This window comes from Nonomuraea sp. B5E05 (genome assembly GCF_039880665.1).
GTDB lineage: Bacteria > Actinomycetota > Actinomycetes > Streptosporangiales > Streptosporangiaceae > Nonomuraea.
On the sequence record NZ_JBDPMJ010000010.1, the window covers coordinates 309,745 to 331,285 of the forward strand.

Below are 21,541 nucleotides of genomic sequence, written 5' to 3' on the forward strand. Positions count from 1 at the left end.
CTAGCGGGAGTAGAACTCCACGACGAGCTGCTCGTCCACCGGGAGGTCGATCTGCTCGCGCTCCGGCCGGTGCGTCAGCGTGAAGCGGAGGTCGGCGTGCTCGACCGCGAGGTAGGGGGCGATCCGGTCGTCGGCGTACACGCCCTCGGCGGCGGCCACGAACGGCTGCAACCTGCGCGAGCGCTCCCTGACGGTGACCACCTGTCCCGGCCTGACCAGGTAGCTGGGGATGTCCACCTTGCGGCCGTCCACGGCGATGTGACCGTGGTTGACGTACTGCCTGGCCGCGTAGATGGACGGCGCCAGCCCGGCGCGCAGCACGAGCGAGGCCAGGCGGGTCTCCAGCAGCGTGACCAGCTCGGCGCCGGACGCGCCCGGCTTGCGCAGGGCGAGGTCCCAGTAGCGGCGCAACTGCCGCTCGGACACGTCGTAGTACCAGCGCAGTTTCTGCTTCTCCATCAGCCGCAGGCCGTAGTCGCCGGTGTTGCGGCGGTTGGTCTTACGGCCGTGCTCGCCCGGCGGATAGGGGCGCTGCTCGAAGTAGCGGACGGCTTTCCTGGTCAGCGGGACGCCCGCGCGACGTGACAGTCGCACCTTCGGACCGGTGTAGCGCACGTTCACCTCGATGTGATTAGGTATGGCTTACTTAGGCTTGCCTAACCTAACATACGATTTCCGCCCTCAAGGAGGCGTCATGCTGCCGATCCCCGAGCGGGTCCGCACCCTCGCCGCGACCGCCGGCGTCGCCAAGCTGTCCGTCGACGGCGCCCCGTCACCCGCGCGCGGAGGAGTTGACGAGCGCGGGCGTCCGGTGCTCCTGGTGCTGCCCGGGGAGACGCTGCACGGCCTGCGCGAGGACGCCGTCGTGGCGGTGAACCTGACGGCGATGCGGCAGCTGGGCTCCGCCACCCACCCGCGCGGGCTGATCGAGGTGCAGGGCTGGGCGGAGGCCGTTCCCGAGGGCGAGGCGCGCTCATCGGCGGTCGCGGTGGCCACGCACTGCCCGGACGAGAGCCTGTTCAAGGCGCTGGAGCGGTACGGGCGGCCGGACGCGCCCCGGCTGCTGCGGCTGGACGTCGGCCAGGTCGTCTACCTGACCGGGCAGGAGTCGGGGGTGCTCGACGCCGACGACTACCTGGGCGCGGCGCCCGACCCGCTCTCCGAGGCGGCCGAGCGGGTGCTCGCCCATGTCAACGCCTCGCACCGGCCGCAGCTCACGGCCGGCGTGTCCAGGCAGTTGGGCGAGCAGGCGGGCGAGGTGTGGTTGTGGGAGCTGGACCGGTTCGGGGCGACCGTACGGGTGGACGAATCACTCGTGCGTTTCCCGTGGCCGCGCCCCGCGCGTTCCGGCCTGTGCCTGGAGACGGCGCTGCGCGGGCTGCTGTGCACGTGCTGAGCTCGCCTCACCGGACATCAATGGATTTTTGGTGATTTACCAGCACATTGCCCGATCGGTGCGCCACATCTCTAGCATGTGAGGGATGACTGGACCGCGCCGTGGACCTGGGCCCGCCGCGCCCGCCGACGAGAGCGGGTGGCGCGGGCGGGCGTTGATGGTCACCGGCGTCCTGCTCGGCGTGGTCATGCTGATCGCGGCCGCCATCCTGGTGGTACGTACGCCGTACCCCAGCGACCTGGACCCGCTCGACTGGCCCGCCGTCTCCGACCGCGTGCCCGGCGACGTCCCGCCCTTCCCCCCGGTCACGGAGCGTCCCACCGCCACCCGCACGGCCACCCCGTCGCCGGGCGGCACGCCGGCCGCCTCCACCCAGTTCGCCTCCGCCGAACCGGTCCGGTCCACCTCCACCCGGCTCGCCCCGCCCGCCTCTCCCCAGCGCGCCACCCGGCCCGCCCAGCCCGTCGTCGCCCAGTCCGACGCGCGCCCCGTCCCACCTGACGCGCGGACCTCCCCACCCGGCTCGCGCACCTCCCGGCCTGGCTCTCGCGCCGCCCCGCCCGGCTCGCGCACCTCCCGGCTCGACGCGCGCGCCCCCGGGCTTGACGCGCACACCGCCGGCCCCGGCACGCGTACCTCCCGGCTCGTCTCCCGCACCGCCCCGCCCGCCGCCGTCCCGTCTGCGCGGCCCGTCGTCGCGCGTTCCGTCGCCTCCCGGCTGACAGCCACGCGCTCCGCCTCGGCGCGGCGCGTCAGGGCGAGGTCCACCGCGCCGCGGTCCGGCTCGGCGGGCTCCGCCGCCGGCCGGGCCGAAACGGCGCGATCCACCCCGGCGCGGCGCGCCGTCGCCGGATCCACCGCACCACGGGCGGGCAACGCGGACACCGCCAGGCCTGGGGCCGGCAACGCGGACACCGCCGGGCCTGGGGTCGGCTCGCGCTTCACGGCATCCCACCCGCCGTCCGCGCCCGCGCCGGGCCCCTCCCCTTACGGCAGGCCGGCGGCACCGCACGCGCCGCCCCCCGTGACCGCCCGTCCTGGCCGGTCGTGAAGGCCAACGGGTTGCTCGCCGTGACGACGCGCCCTGCCGGCCGTGCGCCGTGGCGACATGTCGCCCGTATCGCGAACGATCCTCCGCCACATCTCCGGCGTGAAGCGTTCTGCTCTGCTTTTTACGAGCCGGTCCAGCCGGGGCCGCCGGTCTCGCGTCGCCGCGCCCGCTCGGCCTGCTCCATCCCGTCGAGGAGGTAGCCGAGACCTTCGGCGAACGTGGTGTCCCACTCGGCGGAGGGATCGTTCGCGGGCCCGCCGGGGAAGTCGAGACCGTGCTCGGCGAGGGACGGATAGAGGTCCGCGCGCTCCTTCAGTATGGCGCCCGTGCCGCCCTCGTCGCGTTCCTGCCAGGTGACCTGCATGATGACCGCGCCCATGACGTAGTTGGCCAGGCTGTAGGCGGCGATCTTAGGCGCGGGGAAGCCCGCCTCGGCCAGGGTCTCGTACAGGAACTCGGTGCGCTCCAGCGCGTTCGGGCCCATGAGCGGCCGGTCGAGGATGGTGGCCGACCAGGGATGGCGTAGCAGCGCGCCCCGCCAGCCGCTCATCAGCTCGCGGGCACGGTGCTGGTGGTCACGCACGACCGGTGGTTCGCCGCCGACCTCGACCGTCACCTGATCTTCCGCGCGGACGGGGGCGTGCAGGAGAGCTCCGAGCCACGCTGGGACCTCTAGCCGGAGGCCGCGCGCTCCTGGCGCAGGGCGGAGACCGTCATCGCCTCGTCGACGGCCTCGGGCGACAGCACGTGGTCGAGCACCATCACCGCGCACCCGCTGATGCCGGCACCCGCCCCGAGCCGGCTCGGCTCGATGCGCAGCCTGCGGGTGGCGAGGGCGGTGGAGCGGCGGTAGACGACCTCGCGGATGCTCGACACGAGCGGCCCGAACGCCTCGGCGACGTCGCCGCCCAGCACCACCACCGACGGGTTGAGGATGTTGACCGCCCCGGCGAGCACCTCGCCGATCCTGCGCCCCGCCTCGCGCACGGTGGCCATCGTCTCGGCGTCGCCCGCCCGCACCAGCGCCGTCACGTCGGCGATCGTCGTGACGTCCTTGCCGCGCGCCCGGAGGTCGCGCAGCAGCGCGGTGCCGCTGGCGACGGAGTCGACGCAGCCGGTGTTGCCGCACCGGCACAACACGTCGCCACCGTCGAGCACGGGGATGTGCCCGATCTCGCCCGCGGCGCCCAGCGCGCCGCGCAGGATCCCGCCGCCGGCGACGACGCCCGCGCCGATCCGCGTCGAGATCTTCACGAACATCAGGTCGTCGAGGTCGGGGTAGGCGCCGCGGTGCTCGCCGATGGCCAGCACGTTGACGTCGTTGTCGACCAGCACCGGGACGGGGAACCGCTCGCGGATGATCGGCGGGATCACCACGCCGGTCCACGAGGCCATCACGCGGGCGCTCTCCGTGCGGCCCTGCGCGAACTCGACCGTCGCCGGCACGCCCATGCCGACGCCCGCGACCATCGAGCGGGGACGGCCGCCGAGCAGTTCGTCCCAGGTGTCCATGAGCAGCGGCAGCACCACGTCGGGGCCCTGTTCCACGTCCATCGCGAACTCGCGGCCGTCGAGCCGGCGCCCGGCCAGGTCGCAGACGGCGACGCTGGTGCGGCTCGCGCCGAGCGCCGCCACCAGCACCACGCCGCCCGAGGCGTTGAACTCCAGCCGGACGGGCGGCCGCCCGCCGGTGGACGGGGCGTCGGCGCGCTCCACGACCAGGCCGCGTTCCAGCAGCTCGCCGACGCGCAACTGCACCGCGGGACGCGACAGGCCGGTCACCCGGCCGAGATCGCCGCGTGTCACGGCCTCTCCGGAGCGGATGAGGCGGAGCACCTCACCACTTGTGGCGAGGGTCGCGGCAGTACGTCGAGGCATCGGCCAAGTGAACCACATGGGGTTAGGTAATGAAAAGTCGAGACTTTTTTATCTCAGATGCCAAAACTCCGCTTGTGCATGCACCAAACTCTGGTTAGTGTCCGTTCTGTCCCTGCTTGGTAGATCATGGAGCTCTCAACCGTGTCCCCCCTCTCGACCTCACCCGCAGATCGCCCTACGAATCAGCCCGCGGATCACCCCGGTGCGCACACCGCCGACCTCGTCGTCTTCGGCGGGACCGGCGACCTGTCCATGCGCAAGCTGATCCCGGCGCTCTACCACTGCGACAGGGACGGCCGGCTCTCCCATGAATCCCGCATCATCGCCATGTCCAGGGGCGGGCTGACCGACGCCGACTTCCGCGGCAAGGTGGACGCCGAGGTGCGCGACCAGGTGCCGGCCGACGACCAGGCCGGCTGGCAGCGGTTCCTGGGCCGCCTGCACCACGTCTCGATCGACGTCGGCGCGGACGCCGGAAGGGACGCCGGCGGGGCCGACAGAGCGGGCTGGGGCGCGCTCACCAGGCTGCTGGCCGGGCACGAGCAGCGCGATCGCGTGTTCTACCTGGCCAGCCCGCCCCGCACGTTCGGGCCGTTCTGCCGCGAGCTCGACCAGGCCGGGCTGGTGACGCCGCTCTCACGCGTGGTCCTGGAGAAGCCCCTTGGCCACGACCTGCCGAGCGCGCAGCGCATCAACGACGAGGTCGGCGCCATCTTCGACGAGCACCAGATCTTCCGCATCGACCACTACCTGGGCAAGGAGACCGTCCAGAACCTCCTGGTCCTGCGCTTCGCCAACGCCTTCCTCGAGCCGATCTGGAACTCCTTGTGGATCGACCACGTCCAGATCACCGCGGCCGAGACCGTCGGGACGCCCGGCAGGCGCGGCTACTACGACCACGCCGGCGCGCTGCGCGACATGGTGCAGAACCACCTCCTCCAGCTCCTCACGCTGACCGCGATGGAGCCGCCCGCCCGCAGCGACCGCGAGGCCGTGCGCGACGAGAAGGTCAAGGTGCTGCAGGCGCTGCGGCCGATCACGGGCACCGAGGTCGACCGCTTCACCGTGCGCGGCCAGTACGTCGGCGCGGACGGCATGCCCGGCTACCTCGACGAGCCCGCCTCCACGCCGCCGACCGAGGCCTCGCGGCGGGTGGAGACGTTCACCGCGATCCGGGCCGAGGTGAAGAACTGGAGGTGGGCGGGGGTGCCGTTCTACCTGCGCACCGGCAAGCGGATGCCGTACCGGCGTTCGGAGATCGTGGTGCAGTTCAAGGACGTGCCGCACTCCATCTACCCCGGCGGCGCACCGAACCGCCTGGTGCTGCGGCTGCAGCCGGAAGAGGGCATCCGGCTGCACATCATGGCCAAGGAGCCGGGCGCGGGAGAGGTGACGCCGAAGCCGGTGCCTCTGTCGTTGAGCTTCGGCGAGACGTTCACGACGCGGGTGCCGGAGGCGTACGAGCGGCTGCTGACCGACGTGCTGGCCGGGAACCCGACGCTGTTCATGCGGCGGGACGAGGTGGAGGCGGCCTGGCGCTGGATCGACCCGATCCTGCACGCCTGGGAGTCGCGGGCCGGGCTGCCCGAGCCCTACCCCGCGGGAACGACCGGCCCCGCGGGAGCCCACGAACTGCTCGGCCGCAGCGGTCGTGCGTGGCACGAGGAGGACGCGTGAACGAGCGCGGCGGGCCGACCACCAGACCGGTCATCACACGGAGCGACCTCGGGTTCACCGGCCCGACGAAGGAGGGTGCATGAACCCCGTCATTCAGGAGATCACCGACCGGATCGCCGAGCGGAGCGCCGCCAGCCGGACCGCGTACCTCGCGCGGATCCGCCGTGACGGCGAGGCCGCGCGGGCGAAGGGGCCCGCGCGGGCGCACCTCGGCTGCGCGAACCTGGCGCACGGCTTCGCGGGCGCGCCGGGCGAGGACAAGCCCGCCCTGCGCGGCACGGCGAAGCCGGGCGTGGCCATCGTGACCAGCTACAACGACATGCTCTCCGCGCACCAGCCGTACGAGACGTACCCGCAGGAACTGAAGGCGGCCGTGCGCGAGGCCGGGGGCGTCGCGCAGGTGGCGGGCGGGGTGCCCGCGATGTGCGATGGCATCACGCAGGGGCGGCCCGGCATGGAGCTGTCCCTCTACAGCCGCGACGTGATCGCCATGGCCACCGCGATCGCGCTGTCGCACGACATGTTCGACGCGACGCTGCTGCTGGGCGTGTGCGACAAGATCGTGCCGGGGATGTTCATCGGGGCGCTGCACTTCGGGCACCTGCCCGCGCTCTTCGTGCCGGCCGGGCCGATGACCTCCGGCCTGCCGAACAAGGTCAAGGCCCGCACCCGGCAGCTGTTCGCCGAGGGCAAGGTGGGCAGGGACGAGCTGCTCGACGCCGAGGCCAAGTCGTACCACTCCCCCGGCACCTGCACCTTCTACGGCACCGCCAACTCCAACCAGGCGCTGATGGAGGTCATGGGCCTGCACCTGCCGGGCTCGACGTTCGTCAACCCGCACACCGAGCTGCGCCACGCCCTGACCGGGGCCGCGGGACGCAGGGCGGTGCAGATCACCGCGCACGGCGGGGAGTACACGCCGATCGGCGAGGTGGTCGACGAGAAGGCCATCGTGAACGCCTGCGTCGCCCTGCTGGCGACCGGCGGCTCGACCAACCACACGCTGCACCTGGTGGCCATGGCGGCCGCCGCGGGAATCGTGCTGACCTGGGACGACCTGGCCGGGCTGTCGCGGGTGGTGCCGTCGCTGACGAAGGTCTACCCGAACGGCCAGGCGGACGTGAACCACTTCCGCGACGCCGGCGGCATGCAGGTGCTCATCGGCGATCTGCTGGACGAAGGGCTGCTCCACGGCGACGTGCTCACCGTCGCCGGACGCGGCCTCGACCGCTACCGCGAGGCGCCCGCCCTGGTGGACGGCGAGCTGCTCTGGTCGCCGGTCACCGGCGGCAGCGCCGACCTGGACGTGCTGCGTCCCGTCGCCGGGCCGTTCGCCGCGGACGGCGGGATCCACATGGTCGAGGGCAACCTGGGCCGCGCGGTCAGCAAGGTGTCGGCGGTCAAGCCCGAGCACCTGGTGATCGAGGCGCCGGCCAAGGTCTTCGACGACCAGCTCGATCTGCTGAAGGCGTTCGAGGCGGGCGAGCTGGACGGGCAGGACTTCGTGGCGGTGATCCGCTACCAGGGGCCCAGCGCGAACGGCATGCCCGAGCTGCACAAGCTGACCTCGCCGCTGGCCGTGCTGCTCGACCGGGGGCAGCGGGTGGCCATCGTGACCGACGGGCGGATGTCCGGCGCGTCCGGCAAGGTGCCCGCGGCCATCCACCTGTCGCCCGAGGCCGCCGACGGCGGGCCGATCGCGCTGGTGCGCGACGGCGACGTCGTCAGGCTCGACTCGGCGGCGGGCGTCCTGGAGCTGCTGGTGCCCGCCGAGGAGCTGGCCGGTCGTACGCCGGAGGGGCGGCCGCTGAGCGACGCGCAGTGGGTGGGAACGGGACGCGAGCTGTTCGCCGCCTTCCGCCGGATGGCGGGGCATGCGGAGCAGGGGGCCGGGATCTTCGGGGTGAGCGGCGCCGAGTCGCCGCACCACGGCCCCGGGCTGGGGTTCCCCGCCGAGGCGGGCTCCTCCCACCTGGAGGCCGGCGCCCCCGCGGCCGCCCGCCCCGCCGGACTGGCCCGGTGACGACCCGGCGAAGGCGCCCGGCCGTACGGGACGGTGAGGGGCGCCCGGCCGTCTGGGACGGCGCGGACGATCATGGCATCCTGCGGGGGAGGCGAGCGATCTTGACGCCGCCCGTGGACGCCGGAGGTATGCGTGAGTGCCTTTGACCTTCCCTGGCTCGTCGCCGACATCGGAGGGACCAACGCCCGGTTCGGCCTGGTCACCTCAATGGGGGCGCGGCCGTCGAACGTCGCGGTCCTGGCAGGGGCGGCGTACGCCACGCTGCCGGAAGCCGTGGACGCCTATCTCGCGGAGCACGCGGCCGGGGCGCGGCCAGGAGCGGTCTGCCTGGCCGTGGCCGGGCCGATCGACGGCGACCGCTACCGGCTCACGAACTCCCCGTGGGCCGGGTCCGTACGCGACCTCGACGTCCCGTACGCGCGGCTGCTCAACGACTTCGAGGCGCTGGCGGTGTCGCTGCCGCACCTGGAGGGCGACGACCTGGTGCACCTGGGCGGCCCCGGCCTCTGCCACGGGGTCAAGGCCGTGCTGGGGCCGGGCACCGGGCTGGGCGTGGGCGGCTTGGCGCCGGCGGATGGCGGCTGGACGCCGATCCCGGGCGAGGGCGGGCACGTCACGGTGCCGGTGGTGGAGCGGCGCGAGTTCGAGATCGTACGGGTCCTCCAGTCGCAGGGGTTGCCGCACGTCGTCGCCGAGCACGTGCTGTCCGGGCCGGGCCTGGTCCGGCTGCACCGGGCGCTGGCCCAGGTGAACGGGGTCGCCGCGCCCGAGCTGACCGCCTCGGACATCGTGGCCAGGCTCGACGACTCGTTGTGCGCCGAGACGGTCGAGGTGTTCTGCGGGATGCTGGGCGGCTTCGCCGGGAACGTGGCGCTGACCCTGGGCGCGAGGGGCGGGGTCTACCTGGGCGGCGGAGTGCTGCCCCGTATCGTGGAGCGCGTGCGTGCCAGCGGCTTCCGTACGCGGTTCACCGCCAATCCCGACATGGCGGACTACCTTTCCGCCATCGGGACGGCGCTGATCGTCGCGCCGCAGCCGGCGTTGACGGGCGCCGCGGCCTGGCTGAGCCGGCGCGCGCGCAGGGAACTGGTGGGTTGAGGCCGTACCCCGGGGGCCTCAGGCGGCCTCGCCGGGGGCGCGGGCCATCAATATGAGTACGGAAGGTCCCACACGGGGCCGACGAGGAGAAGAACGTATGAGTAGTCTGCTCGATCTCGCCCCGGTGATCCCCGTCGTGGTGATCGACGACGCGGAGAGCGCCGTGCCGCTGGCCAGGGCTCTGGTCTCCGGGGGCCTGCCGGTCATCGAGGTGACCCTGCGCACGCCGGCCGCCCGTGAGGCGATCGCCAGGATCGCCGCCGAGGTGCCGGAGGCGACCGTGGGCGCCGGCACGATCCGGACTTCTGACGATATTTCAGCATCGGTGGCGTCCGGGGCCAGGTTCCTGGTCTCGCCGGGCACCACCCTGTCGCTGGTCGAGGCGCTCGACGCGAGCGGCGTCCCCTACCTGCCCGGCGCGGCCACCGTGTCGGAGGCGATGGCGCTGGCCGAGCGCGGGATCAAGGAGCTCAAGTTCTTCCCCGCCGAGGCCGCGGGCGGCGTCCCCTACCTCAAGGCGCTGGGCGGGCCGCTGCCGGACGTGCGGTTCTGCCCGACGGGCGGCATCCGGGCGGACACGGCGGCCGCCTACCTCGCGCTGCCGAACGTGGGCTGTGTCGGCGGCACCTGGCTGACCCCGGCCGACGCGCTCGCGGCGGGCGACTGGGGCCGGATCGAGAAGCTCGCGTCGGAGGCCGCCGCGCTGAAGTAGCGCCCGGAAGCGGGCGTACGCGCGCAGGCCCGGCTAAAGGCCTGAAACCGCCGTGACGTGGACATTTCCGGATCCGCGAAGATCATCATCCCGCCGTTGACCGGGTATCAACGAGAGGTCAACCGGGTAGGTCAAGGCATGCACAACCGCAGCCCCGGGAAGCCCCTTTCGCTCCTCGGAAAGCGAAAGGACAGTCATGCCGACACAGACGGCCGGTCACGAGCAGCGCGTCACGGACGACCGCCGGGCGGCGCAGCCGGGCAGCCTGGAACGCGGGATCGACATCCTCCTCGCGCTCAGCGTGGCCGCCCGCCCGGTGAGCCTGTCGGAGCTGTGCCGGAGCACGGGGCTGCCCAAGTCGACCGCGCACCGCATCCTCGGCGTGCTGTGCGCCCGCGAGCTGGCTCGACGGGTCGGCAACGGCTACGTGCCCGGCGAGCTGCTGGAGACGATGGCCGGCACCGCCCGCGCCCTCGTGCCGGGCACCCGCGCGGTGGTGCTGCCGTACCTGCTCTACCTGTACGAGGCCACCCGGCAGACGGTGAACCTGGCCGTGCCGGCCGGCCTGGAGGCCCGTTACGTCGAGCGCCTCTACGGTCACAACCGCGTCGGCTCGCGCTCCGACGGCACCGACCGGGCGCCGCTGCACTGCACGGCCACGGGCAAGGCGCTGCTGGCCTTCGATCCCCGGCTGCGCCACGAGCTGATCGCGCGCGGCCCCTTCGAACGCTGGACGCGCCGCACCGTCACCACCCTGACCGGGCTGGAACGCGAGCTGGCCCAGGTCCGCAGGCACGGCGTGGCGTACGCGCAGGAGGAGTACACCGAGGGCGTGGCCTGCGTGGCCGCGCCCGTGTTCGGGCCCGCGGGCACGGTGTGCATGGCGCTGGGCGTGGCCGCGCCCGCGCACGCGGCCCAGCTCGCCAGGCTCGGCATCTCCGTACGCGGCGCGGCCCAGGCCATCTCGGCCGCGCTCTCCCCCTCCAGCTGCTCCTGGCCGCCGCGCGTCCCGTGACGCCGACGTGTTCCGGTCAACGGAACACCTCCGGCGCGCGGCCGCGGGCGTTCCGTTGACCGAAACCCCGGATTGCGAACGGGGGCCCGCGGCGATCACATCGACATATGAACTTCCTCCCCGCTCCGGCCATCCAGGAGGCGCCCGCGGGCTCAGGGCCGAGGGCCCACCAGGCCCGGACCTCGCGGGCGCCGGCCGGGTTCCGGGAGGCCGCGCGTGCCTAGAGGGCTGCCCAGGGCCACCGCGCTGGAGAGCCTGCGCCTCAAGGCCTCCCTCGTCCCGCCCGGCACGCCCCACCTCACGCCCGGACGCGACCTGCTGCGCTCCCGCACGCTGCTGTCGGAGCTCGAAGCCCGGTACGGCGGCCGCCCCGTCCTGGTCCGCGGCCCGCGCGGCCCGGCACTGCTGATCATGTCCAAGCGCGACGCGCTTCGCGTGCTGGCCGAGGACGACGACGCGTACGCGCCGGCCGTCGAGACGCGCCCTCTGGGCCTGCCCACGGACGTGCTGCGCCCGTCGTTCATCGAGATCGCCCGCGAGGAGGCCAAGGAGCTCACCGAGGGCGTGGTGGACTACGCGCGGCTCAACGGCCGCTGGCAGCGCGTCGCCCGGCGCTGCGTCTACGGGGATGGCGCGGCCGGCGACGAGGAGCTCACCCGGCTGCTGGCGGACCTCACGCGGGCGGGACGGCTGCGGGCCAGGCGGCGCCAGCAGCTCCTGTCCGGACGCTACGACGCCCGGATCATCGACCACCTGCGCCGCGCCGAGCCGGGCAGCCTGGCCGGGCTGATCGCCGAGACCCCCGGGCAGGCCGAGTCGCGCGGGCTCATGCAGGCGGCGTTCTGGCTGATGGGGCTCGGCGTGACCGCGCCAGGCCTGATGCAGACCCTCGCTCTGCTGGCCGCCCACCCGGCACACCGCAAGGCGGCCCGCGCCGACCCCTGCCATCTGCGCGCCTGCCTGCGCGAGGGCCTGCGCCTGTGGCCGCCCGTGCCGGCGCTGACCCGCCTCACCACGGTGGAGACCTCCTGGTACGGCGCCGCCCTGCCCGCGGGCACCACCGTCATGGTGCCGATGGCCGTCCACCAGCGCAGCCCGCGCCTGCCGTACGCGAACACCTTCGCACCCGAGATCTGGCTGGACGGCACCGCCGCCGGCGAGTGGTGGGCCAGACCCGGCTGCGAGGGCGTGCACCTGACGCTCGTCGTCGGCACGGCCTTCCTGGCGGGCATCCTGCGCGGTTCCCGGCCCAAGCCGGTCGGGCGGCTCATCTCACCGCACCGGCCGCTGCCCCACGCGCTCGATCTCGCGCGGCTGCGGGTGACGATGATCTCCGCGCGCCGCAAGCCCGCTCACGCCTAGTGGCCGACGAGTAGGTCCTTCCTCCGTTAGAGTCTTGGGTACAAACGGGATGCCGTGCGGCGGAACGGTGCGGGTCGCGGCATGACGACCGGCCGGGGCGGAGGATCGGGTCGGGTTGAGACGGGATGACGACGGCGAGAGGACGGCGACGTTGGGGCGCTCCGCTGGCTCTCCGCTGAAGCCGGACGATCCGCCGGCGATCGGCCCCTATGAGCTGCTCAGCCGTCTCGGCTCCGGCGGCATGGGGGTGGTCTACCTCGCCAGGGCCGCCGACGGGTCACGGGTGGCGCTCAAGGCGATCCGGCGCGACTTCACCGCCGACCCCGTCTACCGCGCGCGCTTCCACGAAGAGGTGTCCAACGCGCGCAAGGTGGCGTCGTTCTGCACCGCGCGGGTGCTCGACCACGGCGAGGACCGCGGCCGCCTCTATCTCGTCACCGAGTTCATCGACGGCATCTCCCTCGAGGACCACCTGATCGAGCACGGCGCGTTGTCGCCGTCGGTGCTGCACGCCGCGGCCGTCGGCGTGGCCGCCGCGCTGACCGCCATCCACGCGGCCGGGCTGGTGCACCGCGACCTCAAACCGGCCAACGTGATGCTGACGCTGGCCGGGCCGCGGGTGATCGACTTCGGGCTGGCGCGCTCGACGCACGTCGACTCCCGGCACACCAACGCCGGCATGGTGATGGGCACGCCCGGGTGGATCGCTCCCGAGCAGGTCTTCGAGGGGCGCACGAGCCCGGCGGGCGACGTGTTCGCCTGGGGCTCGCTCATCGCGTACGCGGGGCTCGGCGGGCATCCGTTCGGCGAGGGCGACGCCTACGTGATGGCGGCCAGGGCCCGCACCGCGCCTCCCGACCTGCGGGGGCTGCCTGCCCCGCTCGACCGGCTGGTGGCGGCGGCCATCCATCCCGACCCCGCGCGGCGGCCCGCGGCCAGGCAGCTGCTGCTGGAGCTGGTGGAGGCGGCCGACGAGCCGGCCGCGCAGCTGGCCGCGACCAAGCACCTGACCAGCGCGTGGAACCCGTCGGAGTTCGGGCCGCTGATGCCGCGGGCTCCGCATCGCCCGCCGCCCGACCGTGCCGCGCCGGGTTCGCCCCCTCCGCACCGCCATCCCGAGGCCGCCCACCGCGGCCCGCGGCCCGATGCGGCCGGCCACGGCGCTCAGGCGCGGCACCCGGACGGTCGTGTCCCGCAGCAGGCCCACCACGAGCGCACGGGGCCCGGTCCCCTGCCCGGCGCGGGCGGGCGGGCGAGCCAGCCCCCTCCCGCCGAACGCACCGGACCCACACCCGGTTCCGGCCGGGGCGCGCAGCAGGTCCCGCCCGCCGAGCGCACGGGCCCCACCCCCGGCTCCAGCCGCATCCCACAACCGCCGCCCGCGGAGCGCACGGGGCCGACGGCGACCGGGCAGGGCCACCTGCCCCATCCCGAGCGCACCGGGCCCACGGCGACCGGGCAGGGCCGCCTGCCCCATCCCGAGCGGACGGGGCCGCTGCCGCACACCGCGCGCGGCCCGCAGGCGCCGCATCCCGAGCACACCGGCCCGCTCACCACCGGACGCGGGCCGCTGCCGCACCACCGGACCGGCCAGGCGCCGCCGCACCACACCTTCACCGGCCCAGTCACCGGCACCGGCACCGGCACCGGCACGGGCACCGGGCAGGGCCCGCTGCCCGGCTACCGGCCGCCCGAGCGCAAGCGCAGCGTGGTCGGCGGCTGCCTGACCGTCCTGGTGGTCGCGGCGGTGCTGCTTGTGCTGCTGCTGGCCGTGCTGGCCTGGGTGTTCCGCCCTCCTCCCGCGGCCGGTGCGGACGGGCCCGTGCAGGACGGCAAGCTGAAGTTCGCCGTGACGAGCACGAAGTGTTCCAAGCCCGCGAAGTCCGCGGCCGAACGGGTCTGCCGGATCGGCGTGAAGATCGACAACGTCGGCCCTGACGCCCGCGTGCTCTACCCCGGGCAGCAGAAGCTGATCGACGAGGACGACGCGGCGCACGCCGGCACCAGGCTGCTCGACAGGGCGGGCAAGGAGATCACGCCGGTCAGGATCGAGGCCGGGAGCTCGTTCACCGGCGCTCTGGTGTTCGAGCCGGCCAAGGGCAGCACGCCCGTGGGGCTCGAGGTGCACGACTCGGGGCTGAGCGCGGGCGCGCGGATCAACCTGCGCAACCAGCCCGACGCCGCCGCCCCCGGCACCCGTCACCACCCGTCGCCCGCCTGACCCACCCGCCTTACGCCCGCACCGCGACGCCCGCTCACCGCCCGGAGAACGAGCCCGCGCCATGTGCCGGAAACGCCCGCATCACCCGCCTCACGCCGGCGGCGCCCGCCGGGCAGGCTCCGTCCTCCGGCGGACGCTCGTACCTCGCGCGACAGGCCGGATGACGGCATCGGTGGTCACCTCGATCGCCGCTGGAGGAGGGCGGCCATGGCGGGACCGCGGTCATGTGGCCCGGCGACGCCGGTGGCGGGGTCAGAAGCCCTGGGACGGGGAGACCACGCCTTCGAGCGCGGCGCCTTCGGCGAAGCGGCGCACGTTGGCGGTGACGCGTTCGGCCAGGCCGCGCCAGTAGGCGTCGCGCGGGTTGGCGCAGTGCGGTGTGATCAGGACGTTGTCCAGCTCCCACAGCGGATGCCCGTCCGGCAGCGGCTCGGGGTCGGTGACGTCGAGGGCGGCGCCCCCGATGTCGCCCGCGCGCAACGCGTCCACCAGGTCTTCGGTCACCACGAGCCCGCCCCGCGCGACGTTCACCAGCCAGGCGTCCGAGCGCATGAGGCCGAACTCGCGCGCCCCGAACATCCCCCGGGTCTGCGGGGTGGCGGGCGCCGCGACCACCACGTAGTCGGCCTCGGGCAGCGTCTCGCGGTAGCCGGCGCGCGGCACGATCTCCGCCGTCCCCGGCGCCTCTCCCCTGTCGGTGACCGCCAGGACCCGGCAGCCGAACGGCTCCAGCATCGGCATGAGCGCCCGCCCGATGCCGCCGAAGCCGACGATCGAGACCGTCGAGCCGGCGAATACCTTCGAGGTGTTGGGCCCCCACGAGGTGGCCCTGGCGTGCCGGTGCAGGCCGCGTGCGGCCGCCAGCATCAGGGCCAGCGCGTGCTCGGCCACGGCCGGCCCGTAGGCGCCCGCGGCGGCGGTGAAGACCGGCTGCTCGGTGATGACCCCGGCGGCAGCCCATCGTTCGACGCCCGCGTGCGGCAGTTGCACCCAGCGGATGCCGCCGTGGATCATCGCCCGGATCTCCGCGGGCTCGTCGCTGCCGTAGTAGACGATCGCCTCGGCCCGCTCCAGCGGCACGACCTTGCCGCCCGCCCGCTCCACGGCCTCGACGAGGACGGGCACGGGCTCGGGGCCGACGTGGACGGCGACGGTCATGATGGATCCTCCTGATAGCCGAGATGCTCGGAGATGGCGCCGGCGCACCGGCGCACCGACGGGAGCAGGGCGTGCAGGGCGGCGCGATCGGCCTGGGCGCGCAGCGCGGTCAGCGAGACCGCCGCGGTCACGTCGCCGAAGGCGTTGCGCACGGGCACGGCCACGCAGTGGACGAACTCCTCGAACTCCCCCTCATCGGCCGCCCACCCCCGTTCACGCACGGCCCGCAGCTCCTGGTCGAGCGCGGCCCTCGTGATCAGCGTAGCGGGAGTGTACGGGGTGAACTCCCAGCCCTCCAGCACCTCGTCGGCGTGGGCGGCGGGCAGGTGGGCGAGGATCGCCTTGCTCACACCCGCCGTGTGCAGGGGGACGGGCCGCCCGATGCGGGCGTACATGCGGACGGGACCGGGCGGCGAGAGCTTGTCGACGTAGACGATCGTGCTCTCGCGCAGGGCGGCCAGGTGGACGGTGTGGCCGGTCGACTCCTGCAGCGCGGCGAGGTGCGGGTGGGCGAGGTCGCGCAGCCCGAACTGGCCGCCGGCGCGGGCCGCCAGCGCGGCGAGCCCGCGCCCCGCGCCCCACGTGCCGTCCGGCAGCCGCCGGACCAGGCCGGCCTCGGCGAGCGTGTGGAGCAGGCGCAGCGCGGTGGTGCGGTGCACGCCGAGCCGGTCCCCGATCTCCGCGAGGCTGCGCGGGCCGTCGCACGCCAGTTGGAGGATCGTGGTCGCCCTGCTCACGGTCTGCGACATCAGGCTCTGCCCTTTACAGCGGTGTTGACACGACCGAATACCTGCAGCAGGGTAATGATAGCACCATTAATTCGCAGTGTGCATATGTTGCACAGGAGGTCACGGGATGAGCGTCGGCGAGCTGGAGCGAGAGACGATGCGCCGGGTGACCGGCCGCCTGATGCCGCTGATCGTCATCTGCTACATCGTGGCCTACATCGACCGGTCGAACGTCTCGGTCGCCGCCCTGAGCATGAACGAGGCGATCGGGCTGACCGCCGCGCAGTTCGGGCTCGGGGTCAGCATGTTCTTCGTCACGTACGTGATCTTCGAGGTGCCCAGCAACATCGTGCTGGCCAGGATCGGTGCCCGCCGCTGGATCGCGCGCATCATGATCAGCTGGGGGATCGTGTCGGCCTGCATGGCCCTGGTGCAGGGCGAGAAGTCGTTCATCATCGTGCGGCTGCTGCTCGGCGCCGCCGAGGCGGGGTTCACACCGGGCATCATCTGGTATCTGGCCCGCTGGTTCCCCGCCGGCCACCGGGGGCGGGCGATGGGCCGCTTCTACATCGGCGCCGCGCTGGCCACGGTCATCGGCGCGCCCATCAGCGCCTTCATCATGCAGATGGACGGGTTCCTGGACGTCGCCGGATGGCAGTGGCTGTTCGTCATCGAGGGCCTGCCCGCCGTCGCGCTCGGGTTCGTGGTGCTGAGGTTCCTCACCGACGAGCCGCGCGAGGCCGGGTGGCTGCCGGAGCGCGGGCGCACGTGGCTCGCCGAGCGGCTCGCGCGCGAGCAGGCGGAGATCGACGGTCAGCGGGCGATCTCCGTGCGGCAGGCGCTCTCCAGCCCAGGGGTGCTGCTGCTGGCGCTGTTCTTCTTCCTGTACTCCTTCAACAGCATCGGGCTGACGCTGTGGATGCCGCAGGTGATCCAGGGCGGGTTCGGCGAGCCGAACGATTTCGTGACCGCGCTGCTGACCGCGGTGCCGTACGCGCTGGCCGTGGTGGCGATGGTGCTCGTGGCTCGCGGCGTCGACCGGCGGGGCAGGCACGCGCTGCACATGGCGGTGCCGATGGCGGCCTCCGGGGTGATGCTGGTGGGCAGCGTGCTGGCCGGGCCGGGCGTGCTCGGGTTCGCGCTGCTGGCGCTGTCCACCGGTGCCGCGTGGTCGGCCGTGCCCGCGTTGTGGGGCAGCGCCACGTCGTTCATGACGGGCGTGGCCGCGGCGGCCGGGGTGGCGCTCATCAACTCCGTCGCCAACATCGCGGGCCTGGCGGTCACGCCGCTGATCGGGGTGGTCAAGGAGGCCACGGGGTCGTTCGACGCGCCGTTGCTCGCCATCGCGGGGGCCATGTTCCTGGGGGCGGTCGTGGCGATGGCGTCGGCGCCGTTCACGGCGCCCGGACGGCTGGCCGCCGAGACCGCCGCCAGGAGTGAGCGCGACCCCGCCTGAGCCACCGCGGCCCCGCCAGCGCGAGCGTGTCCGTGCCTGAGCGGGCGGCGCTCTGGCTAAGCGAGCGTGGTGTCGCCGTCGAGAAGGCGTTCGACCTCGTCGCGGGCGGACTCCACGATCGAGCGCACCGCCTCGGCAGCCTCCGCCCTGCGGCCCGCCGCGACGGCCTCGGCCACGTCGAGGTGCCGCCTCACGGCGGCCGTGTCGAGCCGCTCGGGCAGGAGCAGCAGGTCGCGCCGGGCCCTGAGCAGTTCCTCGGTCACCTCGGCGAGCTGGGCGAACATGCCGTTGCCCGACGCGGCGAGCAGCACGCGGTGGAAGGCGGCGTCGGCCGCCACCAGCCCCTCGCTGTCGCCGTCGCGCGCCGCGCTCGTCAGTGCCTGCGCGTGGGCGACCAGCTCCTGCCGCACGCCCTGCCCCGCGAGGCCGGCGGCCAGCGCCGCGGCGGCGGGCTCCACCGCGGCGCGCAGCTCGGCCAGCTCGCGCAGCTGCGCCGCGCGCCCGGGCGAGGCGAGCCGCCACCGGATCACCTGAGGGTCGTAAAGGTTCCAGGCGCTCATCGGGCGCACGGTGACGCCGATGCGCGGGCGGCTGGTGACCACCCGTTTGGACTCGAGCACGCGCACGGCCTCGCGGGCGACCGTGCGCGAGACGGCGTACCGCGCCTGGACGTCCTCCAGGCGCAGCACCTCGCCGGCGCGCAGCTCACCCGCCGCGAGCGAACCGCCGATCCTGTCGACCACCTGCCCGTGCAGGCCCTGTAGCTCCACGCCGCTCCCCGTCGCTGGTAAGGGTCTCCCCTATGAAGGAACACGGGCCGGCCCGCCGGCGATCATGCCGCGGGCGCCAGCCCGAACTCCTCGACGAACCGGTCGATCATCCGGTGTTCCTCCACGTCGAGCCGGTGGCCGGGGGCCCGGCAGTGCGCCGAGCCGATCCAGCCGCGGCGGCGCGAGATCTCCTTCTCCGCGGCGACGATCAGCTCCACGCCCTGCATCCAGTAGGACAGGTAGGGCAGCATGCGGGTGTGCAGGGCCAGCGCCCCCTCTTCGTCACCGCTCTCCCAGCGCCGCCACAACTCCACGTAGAGGTCGGTGAACGAGCAGCCCGGCTGCACGCCGACCGCGCCGCGGCGCAGCGCGTCGGGCAGGTGCAGCCCGGCGTAGCCGACCAGGGCGGGCAGCGGCCGCTCCCCCTCCGCCAGCGCCGCGACCAGCCGGCCCGGCGGCGCCGACTCAACCTTCACCCAGCGCAGGTTGGGGTGCTCGGCGGCGAGCCGGTGCAGGGTGCCGGCGTCGAGCGCGGTGCCGGTCTGGGCGGGGGCGTACTGCAGCACGACCGGCAGCGGCGCCACCGCGGCCAGCACCGCGCGCACGTGCGCCAGCACGGCCTCGCGGGAAGGGCTCATGAAGTGCGGCGGGAGCAGGTTGATCGCGTCGGCGCCCCGCTCGGCGGCGCGTACGGCCTGCGCGACCGCGTGGTAGGTGGCGTGGTCGGGGATCGAGACGATCGCGGCCACGTCGTCGCGCGGGCGGGTCACGTCGAGGAGCAGGGTGGTGAGCAGCTCGCGCTCCGCGTCGTCGAGTTTGTGGAACTCGCCGGCGAAGCCGGGGAACATGACCGAGGTGACGCCCGTGGCCAGCACCTCTGCGGCCACCCTGGCGAAGCCGTCGGGATCGAGGGCGCCGTCGTCGTGGAAGGGCACCTCCAGGACGGGCGAGACACCGCGTACGAGATCGAGCACGGCTCAATCGTACTATCACATTACTGAAGCGTGGCTCTCGCGAGCAGCAGGGCTTCCGTGATCGGCGACTCGTGCGTGCCGGTGACCGTGCAGGCGTGCGCGCCGGCGATCGAGCCCAGCCGCACGCACTCCTCCAGCGGCCTGCCGCGCACCGTGCCGTACAGGAAGCCGGAGACGAACGCGTCGCCCGCCCCGTTGCTGTCGGCCGCCGGGCCGGGCAGTGGCGCGGCCGGGAAGGCGCGCACGCCGGAGCCGCGCGCCAGGACGAGACAGCCGCCGGCGCCGCGCGTGCACACGACCGTGTGAGCGCGCCCGCGCGCGATGAGGTCGCGCATGGCCCCGGCCGGATCCGGCAGGGCGGCCTCCGACATGAACACGAGGTCGGCGCGGTAGGCGAAGTCCTTGTGGTAGTCGGAGGCGCCGTCCCAGTCGTGCAGATCGGTGGAGATGGGGACGCCGTCGAAGTCGCCGAGGGCGTGGCGGCAGAAGTCCATGATCGACACGTGCACGTGCCGGGGGCGTACGTCCGCGTAGAGCGCGCGCGGCAGGCGCTCGCCCGGCGTGACCTTCGCGTCGTAGAACGAGGTGCGGCGGCCGTCAGGCCCCACGAGCAGGACGCTGCGCCGGGTGCCCGCCTCGGCGTGCCCCCAGCGGCACTCGACCGCGTCCAGCGCCCGGCGGACCAGCGCGCCCTGCGGGTCGTCGCCGATCAGGTCGGCGAACGCGACCGCGAGGCCGAGCGCGTGGCAGCCCAGCGCCACGCCCGCGCCGGTGTTGCCGATCCGGTCCACGACCGGCGGCACCTGGTAGGTGTCGCGGTAGGGGAGCGGCAGCTCAGGCACGTAGACCGTGGTGTCGACCCCGGCGCCGCCGAGGACGAGGACGTCGCGGGTCACCGGTTGACCAGGGGGCCCGAGCCGGTGGAGCCGCGGACCACGAGCTCCGGCTGGAAGATCAGCTCGACGTGTCTGGCGGGGGCGCCGTTGACCTCTTCGAGCAGCGTCTGCACGGCCGCCGACGCCATCGCGCCGATCGGCTTGCGCACGGTGGTCAGGGGCGGGTCGGTGAACGCGATCAGCGGCGAGTCGTCGAACCCCACCACGGACACCTCACCCGGCACCGACAACCCCTTCTGCCGGCAGGCACGGATCGCCCCCAGCGCCATCAGGTCGCTCGCGCACGCGATGCCGGTGCAGCCGCGGGCCAGCAGTTGCGTGGCGGCCGCCTGCCCGCCCTCGACGGAGAACAGCGAGTGCGCGATCAGCTCGTCGACGTCGGAGGTGGCGAGCAACTGCGCCATCGCCTGTTTGTAGCCCTCGATCTTCCTGATCACAGGGACGAACCGGTGGGGCCCGAGCGCGATGCCGATGCGCTCGTGGCCCAGGTCGACCAGGTGCTGGACGGCCAGCCGCGCGGCCAGGCGGTCGTCGGGCGAGATGAAGGGGGCGTCGATGTGCTCGCTGTAGCCGTCGACCAGCACGATCGGCAGCCCGCGGTCGGTGAGGCGGGTGTATCGGTCCATCCGCGCGGTGGTGTCGGCGTGCAGCCCCGACACGAACACGATGCCGCTCACCCCGCGATCCACGAGCAGCTCGGTGAACTCGTCTTCGGGGGCGCCGCCCGGCAGCTGCGTGCACAACACCGGCGTGTAGCCGTGCTGGGTCAGCGCCTTCTCGATGGCCTGGGCGAAGGCGGGGAAGATCGGATTGTCCAGCTCGGGCGTCACCAGGCCGATCAGCCCGTTGCTGCGCTGCCGCAGCCGGGGCGGCCGCTCGTAGCCCATGAGGTCGAGCGCCGTCATGACCGCCTGGCGGGTGGCGGCCGAGACGCCGGGTTTGCCGTTGAGCACCCGGCTGACCGTGGCCTCACTCACCCCGGCCTGGGCGGCGATGTCGGCTAGTGCTTTGACCGGAAACGATCACCGGGTTGGCGCGTAAGGCGGTCCGGCCGGTTGGATGGTGCTGATCACGTTCGATCGGAAGTCGGGAGGCCCGGTGACGCATCCGGTCAAGGTCCGCAGGC

Annotated in this window: 19 protein-coding genes; 10 read left to right on the forward strand and 9 right to left on the reverse strand. The window is 73.7% G+C overall.

Translation table 11 applies throughout. The features are described 5' to 3' along the window. Complete coding sequence (gene rpsD, locus ABGB01_RS21120) at positions 1 to 615, reverse strand: 30S ribosomal protein S4 (protein WP_347775278.1); 615 nt, start codon at positions 613 to 615, stop codon at positions 1 to 3. Between the two features lie 79 nt (positions 616 to 694). On the opposite strand from rpsD, the gene ABGB01_RS21125 reads away from it, so the two are divergent. Both ABGB01_RS21125 and ABGB01_RS21130 read left to right on the forward strand, forming a co-directional pair. Next, complete coding sequence (locus tag ABGB01_RS21125; RefSeq protein WP_347775258.1) at positions 695 to 1,396, forward strand: DUF2470 domain-containing protein; 702 nt, start codon at positions 695 to 697, stop codon at positions 1,394 to 1,396. 85 nt (positions 1,397 to 1,481) lie between these two features. Then, positions 1,482 to 2,447 carry a hypothetical protein gene (locus ABGB01_RS21130; RefSeq protein ID WP_347775259.1) on the forward strand — a complete coding sequence of 322 codons (966 nt, stop codon included), beginning with the start codon at positions 1,482 to 1,484 and terminating at the stop codon, positions 2,445 to 2,447. A gap of 121 nt (positions 2,448 to 2,568) precedes the next feature. Here the strand turns inward: ABGB01_RS21130 and ABGB01_RS21135 are convergent, their stop codons facing one another. Continuing rightward, positions 2,569 to 2,997 (reverse strand): TetR/AcrR family transcriptional regulator C-terminal domain-containing protein, encoded by a 429-nt coding sequence (locus ABGB01_RS21135; RefSeq protein ID WP_347775279.1) that lies wholly within the window; start codon positions 2,995 to 2,997, stop codon positions 2,569 to 2,571. Between the two features lie 122 nt (positions 2,998 to 3,119). Further along, positions 3,120 to 4,325, reverse strand: a complete 1,206-nt coding sequence (locus ABGB01_RS21140; protein ID WP_347775260.1) for an ROK family transcriptional regulator — start codon at positions 4,323 to 4,325, stop codon at positions 3,120 to 3,122. A 141-nt stretch (positions 4,326 to 4,466) separates the two neighbouring features. On the opposite strand from ABGB01_RS21140, the gene zwf reads away from it, so the two are divergent. The 7 genes from zwf (at position 4,467) to ABGB01_RS21175 (ending at position 14,433) form a co-directional block, all read left to right on the forward strand. After that, the gene (zwf, locus tag ABGB01_RS21145; RefSeq protein ID WP_347775261.1) at positions 4,467 to 6,002 is read left to right on the forward strand and encodes a glucose-6-phosphate dehydrogenase; all 1,536 of its coding nucleotides are present in this window, start codon (positions 4,467 to 4,469) and stop codon (positions 6,000 to 6,002) included. A 79-nt stretch (positions 6,003 to 6,081) separates the two neighbouring features. Next, positions 6,082 to 8,025, forward strand: coding sequence for a phosphogluconate dehydratase (edd, locus tag ABGB01_RS21150; RefSeq protein ID WP_347775262.1), 1,944 nt, complete (start codon positions 6,082 to 6,084; stop codon positions 8,023 to 8,025). Between the two features lie 132 nt (positions 8,026 to 8,157). Continuing rightward, on the forward strand, positions 8,158 to 9,123 hold the full coding sequence (locus tag ABGB01_RS21155; protein ID WP_347775263.1) for a glucokinase: 966 nt from the start codon (positions 8,158 to 8,160) through the stop codon (positions 9,121 to 9,123). A gap of 97 nt (positions 9,124 to 9,220) precedes the next feature. Next, positions 9,221 to 9,835: a bifunctional 4-hydroxy-2-oxoglutarate aldolase/2-dehydro-3-deoxy-phosphogluconate aldolase gene (eda, locus tag ABGB01_RS21160; protein WP_347775264.1), complete on the forward strand. Its 615-nt coding sequence runs from the start codon at positions 9,221 to 9,223 to the stop codon at positions 9,833 to 9,835. Between the two features lie 196 nt (positions 9,836 to 10,031). Further along, on the forward strand, positions 10,032 to 10,850 hold the full coding sequence (locus ABGB01_RS21165) for an IclR family transcriptional regulator (protein WP_347775265.1): 819 nt from the start codon (positions 10,032 to 10,034) through the stop codon (positions 10,848 to 10,850). A 216-nt stretch (positions 10,851 to 11,066) separates the two neighbouring features. Continuing rightward, complete coding sequence (locus ABGB01_RS21170; protein WP_347775266.1) at positions 11,067 to 12,212, forward strand: cytochrome P450; 1,146 nt, start codon at positions 11,067 to 11,069, stop codon at positions 12,210 to 12,212. 151 nt (positions 12,213 to 12,363) lie between these two features. After that, positions 12,364 to 14,433 carry a protein kinase gene (locus tag ABGB01_RS21175; protein WP_347775267.1) on the forward strand — a complete coding sequence of 690 codons (2,070 nt, stop codon included), beginning with the start codon at positions 12,364 to 12,366 and terminating at the stop codon, positions 14,431 to 14,433. Between the two features lie 252 nt (positions 14,434 to 14,685). On the opposite strand, the gene ABGB01_RS21180 is transcribed toward ABGB01_RS21175, so the two are convergent. Beyond that, on the reverse strand, positions 14,686 to 15,591 hold the full coding sequence (locus tag ABGB01_RS21180) for a D-isomer specific 2-hydroxyacid dehydrogenase family protein (RefSeq protein ID WP_347775268.1): 906 nt from the start codon (positions 15,589 to 15,591) through the stop codon (positions 14,686 to 14,688). Beyond that, positions 15,588 to 16,340, reverse strand: coding sequence for an IclR family transcriptional regulator (locus ABGB01_RS21185; RefSeq protein WP_347775269.1), 753 nt, complete (start codon positions 16,338 to 16,340; stop codon positions 15,588 to 15,590). Before ABGB01_RS21185 ends, ABGB01_RS21180 begins: the two co-directional genes overlap by 4 nt. 106 nt (positions 16,341 to 16,446) lie before the next feature. Between ABGB01_RS21185 and ABGB01_RS21190 the strand changes: the two genes are divergently transcribed. Further along, on the forward strand, positions 16,447 to 17,775 hold the full coding sequence (locus ABGB01_RS21190) for an MFS transporter (protein ID WP_347775270.1): 1,329 nt from the start codon (positions 16,447 to 16,449) through the stop codon (positions 17,773 to 17,775). 56 nt (positions 17,776 to 17,831) lie between these two features. Here ABGB01_RS21190 and ABGB01_RS21195 read toward each other — a convergent pair whose 3' ends face one another. From ABGB01_RS21195 to ABGB01_RS21210, 4 genes are all read right to left on the reverse strand, one after another. Beyond that, positions 17,832 to 18,545, reverse strand: coding sequence for an FCD domain-containing protein (locus tag ABGB01_RS21195; protein WP_347775271.1), 714 nt, complete (start codon positions 18,543 to 18,545; stop codon positions 17,832 to 17,834). A 62-nt stretch (positions 18,546 to 18,607) separates the two neighbouring features. Further along, entirely contained in the window at positions 18,608 to 19,519 is a 912-nt protein-coding gene (locus ABGB01_RS21200) for a dihydrodipicolinate synthase family protein (protein ID WP_347775272.1), read from the reverse strand. A 20-nt stretch (positions 19,520 to 19,539) separates the two neighbouring features. After that, entirely contained in the window at positions 19,540 to 20,415 is an 876-nt protein-coding gene (locus tag ABGB01_RS21205) for a PfkB family carbohydrate kinase (RefSeq protein ID WP_347775273.1), read from the reverse strand. Beyond that, positions 20,412 to 21,410 (reverse strand): LacI family DNA-binding transcriptional regulator, encoded by a 999-nt coding sequence (locus ABGB01_RS21210; protein ID WP_347775280.1) that lies wholly within the window; start codon positions 21,408 to 21,410, stop codon positions 20,412 to 20,414. Before ABGB01_RS21210 ends, ABGB01_RS21205 begins: the two co-directional genes overlap by 4 nt. Positions 21,411 to 21,541 lie beyond the last annotated feature (131 nt).

Excerpts from the sequence above, each read along its gene's own strand:
- ABGB01_RS21125 (WP_347775258.1), top strand. The coding sequence starts at position 695 with ATGCTGCCGATCCCCGAGCGGGTCCGCACCCTCGCCGCGACCGCCGGC.
- ABGB01_RS21185 (WP_347775269.1), bottom strand. The coding sequence starts at position 16,340 with ATGTCGCAGACCGTGAGCAGGGCGACCACGATCCTCCAACTGGCGTGC.
- ABGB01_RS21135 (WP_347775279.1), bottom strand. The coding sequence starts at position 2,997 with ATGAGCGGCTGGCGGGGCGCGCTGCTACGCCATCCCTGGTCGGCCACC.
- ABGB01_RS21180 (WP_347775268.1), bottom strand. The coding sequence starts at position 15,591 with ATGACCGTCGCCGTCCACGTCGGCCCCGAGCCCGTGCCCGTCCTCGTC.
- ABGB01_RS21140 (WP_347775260.1), bottom strand. The coding sequence starts at position 4,325 with ATGCCTCGACGTACTGCCGCGACCCTCGCCACAAGTGGTGAGGTGCTC.
- ABGB01_RS21190 (WP_347775270.1), top strand. The coding sequence starts at position 16,447 with ATGAGCGTCGGCGAGCTGGAGCGAGAGACGATGCGCCGGGTGACCGGC.
- ABGB01_RS21165 (WP_347775265.1), top strand. The coding sequence starts at position 10,032 with ATGCCGACACAGACGGCCGGTCACGAGCAGCGCGTCACGGACGACCGC.
- edd (WP_347775262.1), top strand. The coding sequence starts at position 6,082 with ATGAACCCCGTCATTCAGGAGATCACCGACCGGATCGCCGAGCGGAGC.
- ABGB01_RS21130 (WP_347775259.1), top strand. The coding sequence starts at position 1,482 with ATGACTGGACCGCGCCGTGGACCTGGGCCCGCCGCGCCCGCCGACGAG.
- eda (WP_347775264.1), top strand. The coding sequence starts at position 9,221 with ATGAGTAGTCTGCTCGATCTCGCCCCGGTGATCCCCGTCGTGGTGATC.